General features: G+C 33.7%; 7 protein-coding genes. 3 read left to right on the forward strand and 4 right to left on the reverse strand.

All coding sequences use genetic code 11. The annotated features are described in order from the left end of the window. Positions 1-17: 17 nt before the first annotated feature. The 4 genes from ABD730_RS15715 to ABD730_RS15730 form a co-directional block, all read right to left on the reverse strand. The gene (locus tag ABD730_RS15715; protein WP_344715880.1) at positions 18-2,324 is read right to left on the reverse strand and encodes a glycoside hydrolase family 65 protein; all 2,307 of its coding nucleotides are present in this window, start codon (positions 2,322-2,324) and stop codon (positions 18-20) included. A gap of 46 nt (positions 2,325-2,370) precedes the next feature. Then, positions 2,371-3,027 carry a beta-phosphoglucomutase gene (gene pgmB / locus ABD730_RS15720; protein WP_344715882.1) on the reverse strand — a complete coding sequence of 219 codons (657 nt, stop codon included), beginning with the start codon at positions 3,025-3,027 and terminating at the stop codon, positions 2,371-2,373. A gap of 4 nt (positions 3,028-3,031) precedes the next feature. After that, on the reverse strand, positions 3,032-4,387 hold the full coding sequence (locus tag ABD730_RS15725; RefSeq protein WP_344715883.1) for an MFS transporter: 1,356 nt from the start codon (positions 4,385-4,387) through the stop codon (positions 3,032-3,034). Between the two features lie 129 nt (positions 4,388-4,516). Further along, positions 4,517-5,563 (reverse strand): LacI family DNA-binding transcriptional regulator, encoded by a 1,047-nt coding sequence (locus ABD730_RS15730; RefSeq protein WP_215927063.1) that lies wholly within the window; start codon positions 5,561-5,563, stop codon positions 4,517-4,519. Between the two features lie 343 nt (positions 5,564-5,906). Between ABD730_RS15730 and ABD730_RS15735 the strand changes: the two genes are divergently transcribed. The 3 genes from ABD730_RS15735 to ABD730_RS15745 are packed head-to-tail and all read left to right on the forward strand — an operon-like array spanning position 5,907 to position 11,918. Next, positions 5,907-8,834, forward strand: a complete 2,928-nt coding sequence (locus ABD730_RS15735) for a SusC/RagA family TonB-linked outer membrane protein (RefSeq protein ID WP_344715885.1) — start codon at positions 5,907-5,909, stop codon at positions 8,832-8,834. 11 nt (positions 8,835-8,845) lie between these two features. Next, positions 8,846-10,768 carry a RagB/SusD family nutrient uptake outer membrane protein gene (locus ABD730_RS15740; RefSeq protein WP_344715887.1) on the forward strand — a complete coding sequence of 641 codons (1,923 nt, stop codon included), beginning with the start codon at positions 8,846-8,848 and terminating at the stop codon, positions 10,766-10,768. A gap of 16 nt (positions 10,769-10,784) precedes the next feature. Then, on the forward strand, positions 10,785-11,918 hold the full coding sequence (locus ABD730_RS15745) for a SusE domain-containing protein (protein WP_344715889.1): 1,134 nt from the start codon (positions 10,785-10,787) through the stop codon (positions 11,916-11,918). Positions 11,919-11,963 lie beyond the last annotated feature (45 nt).

The raw sequence follows: 11,963 nt of genomic DNA on the forward strand, positions 1-11,963 counted from the left end.
AAACCTGCAAGGTCAAATTAAACAGTAACCCTATTATTAGGACTTATAGCCACTTCTTTTCCATCTACATAAATGGTTAAATCTTTATCGCCTTCTAATATAAATTGTGTTTCGTTTTGGCTAACACTTACAGTGATAATTTGATGTCTAAAATTCACTTTAAACGAATAGGCCTCCCATTGTTTTGGGATTTTAGGTTCAAAAGATAAGGTATCATTTTTAACGCGCATACCTCCAAACCCTTCAACAATACTCATCCAAGTACCAGCCATTGAGGTGATATGTAAACCTTCGTGTACTTCGTGATTGTAATCATCTAAGTCTAATCGAGATGTTCTTAGATAAAAGGTATAAGCTTGATCCATACGGTCTAATTTAGCCGCTTGAATACTATGTACACAAGGAGACAATGAACTTTCGTGAACTGTAAATGGTTCATAAAACTCAAAGTGACGTTCTAATTCTTCCGTGGTAAATTTATCTTCAAAGAAATACATTCCTTGTAGTGTATCTGCTTGCTTTATATAAGGAGAACGTAAAATTCTATCCCAAGACCATTTTTGATTAATTGGTCGTTGTGATTGGTCTAAATCCTTTACTGTGATTAATTCTTTATCTAAAAAACCATCTTGTTGTAAAAACACCTTGTGTTCTTCAGAATATGGAAAGTACATATTGTCGGCTACCTTTTTCCAAAGGTCTAACTCCTCATGTGTAATTTTAGTTTTTCCAGCAATTCTGTTATAATCATCATTATAACCTTCTTTTACTTTTTCAATCGTTTCTAAGGTATAATCGATACACCATTTCGCAATATAATTTGTGTACCAATTGTTATTAACGTTGTTTTCATATTCATTTGGTCCAGTAACACCAAGAATAACATACTTATTCTGGTTTGTAGAAAAATTAGCTCTTTGATGCCAAAAACGTGCAATTCCGATTAAGACTTCAAGTCCCATTTCTGGAATGTAGCTAAAATCACCTGTATATCTATAATAGTTAAAGATGGCAAAAGCTATAGCTCCATTTCTGTGAATTTCTTCAAACGTAATTTCCCATTCGTTATGGCATTCCTCACCATTCATGGTCACCATAGGATATAAAGCCGCTCCATTTGAAAAGCCTAATTTTTCAGCATTTTCTATGGCTTTTTCAAGATGGTTATAACGATATTTTAAAAGGTTTCTAGCGACTTCTTGGTCTTTAGTTGCCATATAAAAAGGAATACAATACGCTTCAGTATCCCAATAGGTACTTCCTCCGTATTTTTCTCCCGTAAATCCTTTTGGACCAATATTTAAAGTGGCATCTGTACCTGAATACGTTTGATTTAGATGAAAAATATTAAAACGAATCCCTTGCTGTGCTTTAACATCACCATCAATGGTAATATCTGCCATATCCCAAATTTTAGCCCAAGCTTCTTTTTGGTTGTCTAATAACTTAGAAAAACCAGCTTCTGTAGCTTTGCTTAATGTGGATTTTGCTGCAGCAACTAATTCATTTTTATCGTGATCGCGATCTACAGTATAACCTCCAAATTTGTGAATAGAATATGTTTCTCCTTGCTCAACATTATAAGTATAACTGAAAGACGCTAAATTTGAATCTGTCGTAAAATTTGGTTCAGTTAATACCGATTTACCATCAATAAAAACTTGAGACTCCATAAAGGTACAGGTGTAAAAATCTGTTTTCATGGTTTTAGCCTGAATAAAGGCTTGATGATTCTCATGGCTCACATTTAACGTGTCCCAAAACTTATCGTCCCAATTGGTATCTTCGTTTGTAATTCCTGAATCTAAATATGGTTCGAAGGTAATTTCTGCAGCTGCATTTAGAGGTGTAATGTTGAAATTAATGGCTCCAACTTCATCTAAATCTAAACTTAGGAATCGGGTCGTTTTCACTTCAACTTCAATATCATTTTGAAGCGTTGCAACAAAACTACGAGACAACCAACCCTCTTTCATGTTTAGTTCTCTACGAAAGTTTTTTACGTTTTTACAAGTAAATAAATCGAGTTGTTCGTTATTAATAATGACATTAATCCCTATCCAACTTGGCGCATTTAAAACTTTAGCAAAATATTCTGGATACCCATTTTTCCACCAACCAACTCTAGTTTTATCTGGATAGTAAACGCCTGCAATGTAGCTCCCTTGAAATGTAGGGCCTGAGTATTTTTCTTCAAAATTAGCACGTTGTCCCATAGCACCATTTCCAATGCTAAATAAACTTTCTGATGCTTTAACCTGATCTGGTTCAAATCCTTCTTCTAAAATTGACCAGTTGTTTGGGATGATGTAATCTAGGTTCATTTATAATATTATTTAAAAGTCTCTTTATGAGACATTTTTTTTATGTTTAGTTTTCTATTAATGATTTTATAAAATCATCTGATATTTCTGTAAAATCATTGAATACATAGTCTGCATGACCTAATACGTCTTTGCTTCCGATACCTATGGATATCATATTGGCTGCATTTGCTGCTTCAACTCCAGCAACAGAATCTTCAAAGACAATACAGTCTTCTGGTTTTATATTTATCTCCTTAGCGGCAATTAAAAACACTTCTGGATCTGGTTTTGCTTTGCTGACATCATTTCCATCTACAATAGCGTTGAAGTCTGCTAATAAATTGACACGCTCTAAAATGGTTCTAGCATTTTTACTTGCAGAGCCTAAAGAGATCGGTTGATTATTTTCTTTTAGTGTTTGTAAAACTCTTGGAACATCGGGTAGAATTTCATTTTTATCCATCTCAGCGATATAGCTCAGGTATTCTTCATTCTTTTTACCCATAAGTTCGTTAAACAACTCTTGGGAAATGGTTTTATTTCCCCAAGCCAATATTTTTTCTAAAGAGCGCACACGGCTAACTCCTTTTAATTGTTCGTTTTCTTCTTCTGTAAAATCGATACCTAAACCTTTAGCCAGTTGCTGCCATGCTAAAAAGTGATATTTTGCGGTATCTACTATTACACCATCAAGATCGAATATGAATCCTTTTTTGTTCATTTTATTAATTTTGAATAACGTCGTCAACGTCTTTAACTTTTGATACTAATGCTGCTGCGATTAAAAAACTGATACCACTCATCATTAAAGCAAATATGGCTTGATTTCCGTATGCATATTTAACTAGAGGTCCACCAATTAAGGCATTAATTATTTGAGGAATTACAATGAAAAAATTAAAAATCCCCATATAAACACCCATCTTTTTAGGAGATATAGAACCTGCTAAAATAGCGTATGGCATGGCTAAAATACTCGCCCATGCAATACCAATTCCAATCATAGAAACGATAAGCCAATTTTTATCTGGCATAATGTAAATTGAAAGTAAACCTAATCCTCCAATAATTAAGGATATGGCATGCGTGCGTTTTCGTCCTATTTTCTTAGCGATATAAGGAAGCGCAAAAGCGTAAAATGCAGAAACAAGATTATAGACTCCAAAAAGAATACCTATCCAATCTCCAGCATCTTGATATGTAGCACTACTGCTATCTGTATAAGGTAAACCATAAATATGTTGTGCAATTGCTGGTGTTGCAAAGACCCACATTCCAAAAAGTCCAAACCAAGAGAAAAACTGGACCCAACTTAATTGGCGCATTGTAGCTGGCATTTTTCTAAAATCTTCAAAAATATCAAGTAAACTCGATTTTTCTTCACCCGCTACTTGAGTAACATCTGTATCTTGTTGTTCTTCGAAACGGTGTAGTTCTTCAGGAGAATATTCTTTTGTGGTTACAACAGTTACTAAAATTGATAGAATTAATATAACAGCTCCAATAATAAATGATAAAATTAGATTTGTTGGAACAACACCTGCTACAGTTTCATTTGAGACACCAAACCAATTGGTTAAGGCATAAGGTAACCAAGACCCAATAACAGCGCCAAAACCTATTAAAGCCGTCTGAATACTAAATCCTGCTGTACGCTGATCTGTTCTTAAATTATCACCTACTAAAGCCCTAAAAGGCTCCATAGCAATATTAAAAGAAGCATCCATAATCATTAACATTCCTGCTCCAACCCATAACGCTGGCAAAAATGCAATGAACATATCTGCTTGCGGCATTAAAACCAACCCGATGGATGCCAAAATTGCTCCAACTAAAAAATAAGGCTTTCTCCTTCCTAGTTTTCCCCAGGTCTTATCACTGTAATAGCCAACTATAGGTTGAACAATTAAACCCATTAAAGGGGCTATAATCCAAAACCAAGATAACTCGTGAACGTCTGCTCCGAAAATTTGAAGTATTCTACTTGCGTTAGCATTTTGAAGGGCAAAACCCATCTGTATCCCCAGAAATCCAAAACTCATGTTCCAGATTTGCCAGAAACTTAATCTATGCTTTTCCATTAAATAGTATGTTTTAATTAATACTATTCTGACAAGCTTAGCTTATCAAAACTTATGTGAGAAGTGAAAATATAAGTTTTGAATATGCGGTAAAGATAAAAAAGATTTTAAACTAACAATAACAAATTTCTATTTGGTAGATTCTCGCTCTATTAATTCTGTTGGAATTACAACAATCTGAAACTCCTCTTCATGGGTAGTAAATTCACTTTCTAACTTATCTATTAATAAGTCTGCAGCTTTTTCTCCCATATCTTGAGCATGCTGACTAACCGTAGAAAGACTAGGCGTTGCGTGCTTTGACAACACACCATCTGTAAACCCAATAACCTGAACATCTCCAGGAATCTCTAATCCTAACTTTCTAGCAACTTTCATTGCGCATAACGCATATAATTCATTAACTGCAAATACTCCATCAATCGCTGAGTTTAACTTAAAAAGTTGCTCAATTTCTTTTTCTAAAGCTTCTAAATGCACTTCATAATCAAGCGAATCATCTATTTTTAAAATCAATTCAGCCTTTGGCGCAATTTTATGTTCTTCTAAGGCTTCAAGATATCCCTGTGTTCTAAGCTTACCAACACTAACATAGTCTTTGGTAGTAATTAAGGCTATAGATTTACATCCATTATCTATTAATTTTTCGACTGCTTTTTTTGCACCATTAAAATCATCTACAATAACTTTATCACATTTAATATCTGATACCACCCTATCAAACATTACAATAGGCATACCTTGCGTCATCGTTTCATTAAAATGGTGGTAGTCTTGTAGTTTTAATGTTTCTTTGGACATAGACAATATGAATCCATCAATACTACCATTGGCAAGCATTTCCATATTGATTACCTCTTTAGAAAACGACTCATTAGACAACCCAATAATAACATTATAACCTCTTTTATTAGCAACTAGCTCTACACCTCTAATAACCTTAGAAAAGAAATGATGAACTATCTCAGGTATTATAATCCCAATAGTATTAGTTCTTCTGTTTTTTAGGCTTAACGCTATGTTGTTAGGTCTGTAATTATACAGTTTTGCAAAAGCTTGAACTTTCTGCTTAGTATCTTCACTAATTTCAGCGCTATTACGCAATGCTTTAGACACTGTAGAGATAGAAACATCTAATTCTCTTGCAATCTGTTTAAGGGTTATCTTTCGTTTCATGTGGTAATATTAATTTTTTATCCCTATATAATTATCGAATTTGACGATAAAATTTTTAACACGCTTATTTCATAATTAGTTTTATGAAAAAACGAATATAAGTTAAAAACTTAGTTTTGCGATTTTCGATTTCACAATTTCAGCTGCACATTATTTAAAAATTCTTAGTTTTTCATTATTTTAACACTAATCTCAATATCTAAAGAAAAGTTTTTAACACGAAAACGTTTTCGTGACTTTCGTCATATTATTTAACAGTAGAAACACATTATTTTTACATAGATTTAACCCGAGAAGTGAAAATATAAATCTATTAACTAAGCAATTAACTTAAAAACATTGTATGAAAACAGTTTTAAATGCTTTACTATTCTGTCTCGTTATGCTACCCGCAACCTTAATGGCGCAATCTACTGCCAAGGGTATTGTTACAGATAAAGCAAATGCCATGCCTATGCCAGGCGTAAATGTTATTATAAAAGGTACTTCCAGAGGAACCTCAACAGATTTTGACGGTAAATATTCAATAGAACTAAGTGAAGGTGAAGTTCTTGTATTCTCTTATGTTGGTTATACCACACAAGAGATTGTATTCACTGGCCAAACTAGTATTGATGTCGTTATTGAAGAAGACGCTTCCATACTAGACGAAGTTGTTTTAATTGGTTATGGTAGTACTAAGAAGGAAGATTTAACAGGAGCTGTAGATTTACTGAAAGCTGAAGACTTTAATCAAGGTCCTCTTGTATCTGCACAGCAGTTAATTTCAGGAAAAATAGCAGGTGTATCAGTAACCTCTGCAAGTGGTGCTCCTGGTGATGGTCAAAATATTATTATTAGAGGTAATGGATCTTTAACATTATCTAGCAACCCACTTATTGTTTTAGATGGTATTCCTCTTGACAATGGTGGTGTAGGTGGATCAAGAAACCCACTTAACGTTATTAATCCTAATGATATTGAAAGCATGACCGTCTTAAAAGATGCTTCTGCAACAGCAATTTATGGATCTAGAGCCGCAAATGGTGTTATAATCATAACCTCAAAAAAGGGTAAAGACACCGATTTTAGATTTAATTTAACGTCATCTACAACGGTTCATACCGCTATAGATAGAGTAAATGTCTTAAATGCCAATCAATTTAGAGATATTGTTACTAATCATCCTAATGCAGATGCCACTACAATTGGGCTTTTAGGAAATTCAAACACCAATTGGCAAGATGAAATTTACCAATCTGCTTTTGGTCAAGACCATTCATTTAGTGCCTTAGGTAATGCCTTTGGTGTACCAATGAGAGCTTCTTTAAGTCACTCTGATCATGATGGAACTTTAATTGGAGATAATTTCCAAAGAACTACAGCATCAATAAATTTATCACCAAAATTATTTGATGACCATCTAAAACTTGACATTTCTGCTAGAGGTAATTACACAGAAAACACATTTGCAAATAGAGACGCTATAGGAAATGCTAATACATTTGACCCTACTCAATCTATTTTTGATGCTAGTTCACCTTACGGAGGCTATTTCTCATGGATTGATACAGCAACTGGAGCACAACCAAATTTAGCCAACACTAACCCTGTAGCCTTAATAAATTTAAAAGACGATACTTCAGAGATAAGACGTTATATTGTTAATTTAAAAGCAGATTATAAATTACATTTCTTTCCTGATATTACAGCTACAGTAAGTACAGGTATAGACGAATCTAATAGTAATGGTAGAACCATAGTTTCTGAGTTCATGCCAACTTCAGACCCTATTTGGAACGGATCTCGTAGTACGTATTCTAATACATCTACAAATAAGTTATTTGATGCTTATTTAACGTATAAAAAATCCTTAAACGATATTCACAACATTACAGCTGTTGCCGGATATTCTTACCAATCATTTGAATTTGATGGTTACAACTACGATAGTGAGGCAGAAGAAATCGGAACTGATTTTGAGTTAATAGATAAATCTAAATCTGTATTATTATCTTATTTTGGTCGTTTAAATTACGATTATGATGGTAAGTATTTACTAACGGCGACGCTAAGAGCAGATGCCTCTTCAAAATTAAATCCTGATGATCGCTGGGGTTACTTCCCTTCTCTAGCATTAGCATGGAATATCTCTAACGAAGACTTTTTAGATAATAAAAACATTAATGATCTTAAACTACGTGTTGGATATGGTCAAATTGGTAACATTAATGGTTTAGGTGATTATAGATTTTTAACACGATACAACGGAAGTTTATCTTCTGCCAATTATCAATTTGGAAATTCATTTTACCAAACTTATAGACCAGAGCCTTTAAACACAGATTTAAGATGGGAAGTTGGTAGCACATTAAATGTTGGTATTGATTATAGCCTATTTAATAGAAGAGTATCAGGTTCACTTAACTTATATCAAAAACAGACTAAAGATTTAATTGCTTTTGCTTCTGTAGATCCATTTACAAATTTTGGTTCAGAAATTGACAAAAATATTGGTGATATGGAAAACAGAGGTGTTGAATTTGAATTGAATGTTATACCTGTTAGAACTGATGACTGGGAATGGTCTATAAGTTATAACTTAGCTATTAATGACAATGAGATAACAAATCTACCATTTGACCAAGCAACTGGAGGTATTAGCGGTGGAAATGGTAACAATGTACAAATACAAACTGAAGGTGAAGCACCTTATAGCTTTTACGTTTTTCAACAAGTATACGATACAGCAGGAAAACCTATTGAAGGTGCCTTTGTAGATAGAAATGGAGATAACGTCATAAATGATGAAGATAAATACATCTATAAAGATCCTTATGCAGATGTTATAATGGGATTAAACACCAACCTAAGTTATAAAAAATGGGATTTAGCTATCGTCACTAGAGCTAACATAGGTAACTATGCATATAATGATGTGTCTGCAGGTAATTCTTATTTAAATGGAATTGTTCAATCAACTAACAATTATTTAACTAATATACATTCAAGCTATTTAGAAAACGGATTTGTAAGTCAATCTAATGAAAACACATTTTTAAGTAGTCATTATATAGAAGAAGCGTCTTTCTTTAAGATTGATAATATCACTTTAGGCTATACTTTAGATAACGCAATAAAAGATGTTTCCTTAAGATTTTATGGCTCTGTACAAAATGTTGCTACTATAACAGACTACAAAGGTTTAGATCCAGAAATTACTGGAGGAATAGATAGTAATTTCTATCCAAGACCAAGATCATTTGTATTTGGTGTTAATGTAGATTTTTAAAAAAATGAATTATGAAAAATAGAATGAAACAACTAATTTTTATCGCAGCTATCTCATTTTTCATGACTTCATGTCATGATGACTTAGATCAAAATCCAATTGATCCAGATAGTTTTACAGAACAAGATGTTTTTGCAAATGCAACTGAAGCTAAAAGCGCATTAGCTAAATTGTATGCCAGCTTAGCATTAACAGGACAAAGTGGTCCTGCTGGGCAACCAGACATCTCAGGAATTGATGAAGGTTTCTCTCAATATACACGTATGTTATTTAACCTAAATGAATTAACTACAGACCATGCTGTTGTAGGTTGGGGAGATCCTGGATTACCAGATTTACATGGTTTATATTGGTCTGCTGGTAATGACTTTACGGGAGCTATGTATGCCCGTTTAGCTCAAGAAGTGTCGTTTACGAATGCTTTTATTCAAAACGCATCTCAATTACCAGATGAAGAAGCACAAACCTTTATCGCCGAAGCGCGTTTTTTAAGAGCTTTTGCATACTATAATCTTATAGATTTTTATGCTAATGTTCCATTGGTAACAGAAATTACAACTGACTTACCATCTCAAAGTTCTAGAACGGAGTTATTTGATTTTGTAGAATCTGAATTATTAGACATTCAAGACCTATTATTAGACTCAAATGAATACGGACGTGTAGACAAAGTAGCTGCATGGGCATTACTTTCTAAATTGTATTTAAATGCAGAAGTATGGACAGGTACACCTCGCTATACAGACTGTGTAACGTATTCAGAAAATGTACTTAATTCTTCTTACGTAATAAATACTACAGATGCCAACGGCAATGGTTCTGCATACGATGAACTTTTCTTAGCAGACAATGATACTAATGGTGCACAAAACGAATTTATTTTCACACTAAACTTTGATGGTATCTATTCTCAAACTTATGGAGGTTCTACCTTTATAGTACACGGAGCAACAGGCGGAAGTATGGATCCAACAAGCTTAGGTATTAATGGTGGCTGGGGAGGCTACAGAACAACTAAAGCCTTAGTAGAAAAGTTTGAAACTAGTGAAATTGATCTTCCAGCATTAAACAGTAGTCTTGGCGGTACCCTATCTGATTGGGGGTTAGTAGGGGATTTAAATAATTGGGGAGATCCAAATGAAGATGGCAATCCTGATGAAGATGCTGATATAGAAATGTATGAAATTTCAACTAATCAATATGCTTTGTATATAGAGTTAGCTGATGGATTCTTTAAATTCAGGTTTAACGAAGATTGGGGTGTTAATTATGGAGATAATGATGCTGATGGTATATTAGAAGCAGGAGGAGCAAATATTGAAGTAACCGCAGGTACGTACTTAGTTACTTTTGATCTAGACAATTTAACTTATGAACTTACTGAAGTTATTGCTGAAGGAGATAAAAGAGCCATGTTTTATACTGATGGACAAACTTTAGAAATTGAAAGTATTCCACAATTTACTCAAGGGTATGCAGTAACTAAATTTAAAAATATTGATTCTAATGGCAATCAAGGTAGTGATGGTAGTGGAGACTTTGTTGACACAGATTTACCTATTATTCGTTTAGCTGAAATATATTTAAACTATGCAGAAGCCAACCTAAGAGGAGGTGGAGGTAGCATCGCTACTGCTGTTGATAAAATAAATGAATTAAGAATGAGAGCTTATGGTGGACCATCTGGAAATATCTCTTCAGGAGATTTAACTTTAGATTTTGTACTGGATGAACGCTCTAGAGAATTATATTGGGAAGGTCAAAGACGTACCGATTTAATCCGTTACAATTACTTTACAACAAACGGTTACTTATGGCCATTTAAAGGCAATCAACTAAATGGTACTTCAGTTAATTCATTTAGAAATATTTTCCCAATACCAACAAATACTATTGCTACTAACCCTAATTTAATTCAAAATGAAGGATATTAATAAAATAAATAAAACAATGAAAACAATAAAATTTCTAGCTTTATTGCTAATAACAGTAATTGGCTTTAATGCATGTGAAAGCGATGACAGCTTAACATATACAGCACAACCAAACGGTGAATTAGCCTTTACAAATTCATTTTTAGCAGAATATATTTTAATTCCTTCTGCTGCAGGAAACTTAGGTGAGCGTTTCACTTGGAATGATGCTGATTTTGATATAGAAACAAGTATCAACTATGAATTACAAAAATCTATCACTGGTGATTTTAGTGACATGGAAGTTATAGGTACTACAGGTGAAAATGACTATGCTGTTACTATAGGTAATTTATTAGAATATGCTGAGGAAGCAGGCTTAGATAGTGACCCTAGTACTGAAGACATGCCAGATACTGGAAATGTATATTTTAGAGTTAAAGCTTCTGTTGGTACAGAAAATTCTTTAGATATAATTTCTGAAGCACAAGCCTTAACACTAAGACTTATTGGTGGAGATGATGTTGTTGTGGAAGAGCCGTTAAAAAATCTTTTCTTAGTTGGTGATGCAACTGCACCAGGTTGGAGTGAAAACAATAACAACCCAGCTATAATTAGACATCCTGATAACGAAAACATATATAGCTATAAAGCTTATTTTGTTGGAGGAGGTGAAGGATTTAAATTACTAGAAACTTTAGGACAATGGCAACCACAATGGGGTGTTGGTGCTGCAACTGGCGAAGCTGCTGTAAATGACGGTACAGGAGAAGATCCTTCTGCGTTTCCTATAGCTACAGATGGTTATTATTCATTTACTATAAACATTGAAGACATGACTTATAGTTTAGAAGCTTATGATGCATCTGCTGCAGTTACTCAAACAACTATTGGTATTATTGGAGATTCAACACCAGGTGGTTGGGATGCTGATACAGACATGACGCAATCAACTTTTGACCCACACATTTGGAATATTAACGGTGTAGAATTAGTAGATGGTGAATTAAAATTTAGAGCAGATAATGATTGGCCTATAAATTGGGGTAGCGATACTGCTATTAGTGGTTTTGGTACTCAAGATGGCGCAAATATACCTGTTACAGGAGGTACATACAACATTTGGTTTAACGATCTAGATGGTGGTTATATCCTAATACCTGTAGAATAATTTAATTTTAGTAACTACAAAAAAGGCTATGAATTATCATAGCCT

Source organism: Winogradskyella damuponensis (assembly GCF_039538385.1).
Lineage (GTDB): Bacteria > Bacteroidota > Bacteroidia > Flavobacteriales > Flavobacteriaceae > Winogradskyella > Winogradskyella damuponensis.

Excerpts from the sequence above, each read along its gene's own strand:
- pgmB (WP_344715882.1), bottom strand. The coding sequence starts at position 3,027 with ATGAACAAAAAAGGATTCATATTCGATCTTGATGGTGTAATAGTAGAT.
- ABD730_RS15745 (WP_344715889.1), top strand. The coding sequence starts at position 10,785 with ATGAAAACAATAAAATTTCTAGCTTTATTGCTAATAACAGTAATTGGC.
- ABD730_RS15725 (WP_344715883.1), bottom strand. The coding sequence starts at position 4,387 with ATGGAAAAGCATAGATTAAGTTTCTGGCAAATCTGGAACATGAGTTTT.
- ABD730_RS15715 (WP_344715880.1), bottom strand. The coding sequence starts at position 2,324 with ATGAACCTAGATTACATCATCCCAAACAACTGGTCAATTTTAGAAGAA.
- ABD730_RS15740 (WP_344715887.1), top strand. The coding sequence starts at position 8,846 with ATGAAAAATAGAATGAAACAACTAATTTTTATCGCAGCTATCTCATTT.
- ABD730_RS15735 (WP_344715885.1), top strand. The coding sequence starts at position 5,907 with ATGAAAACAGTTTTAAATGCTTTACTATTCTGTCTCGTTATGCTACCC.
- ABD730_RS15730 (WP_215927063.1), bottom strand. The coding sequence starts at position 5,563 with ATGAAACGAAAGATAACCCTTAAACAGATTGCAAGAGAATTAGATGTT.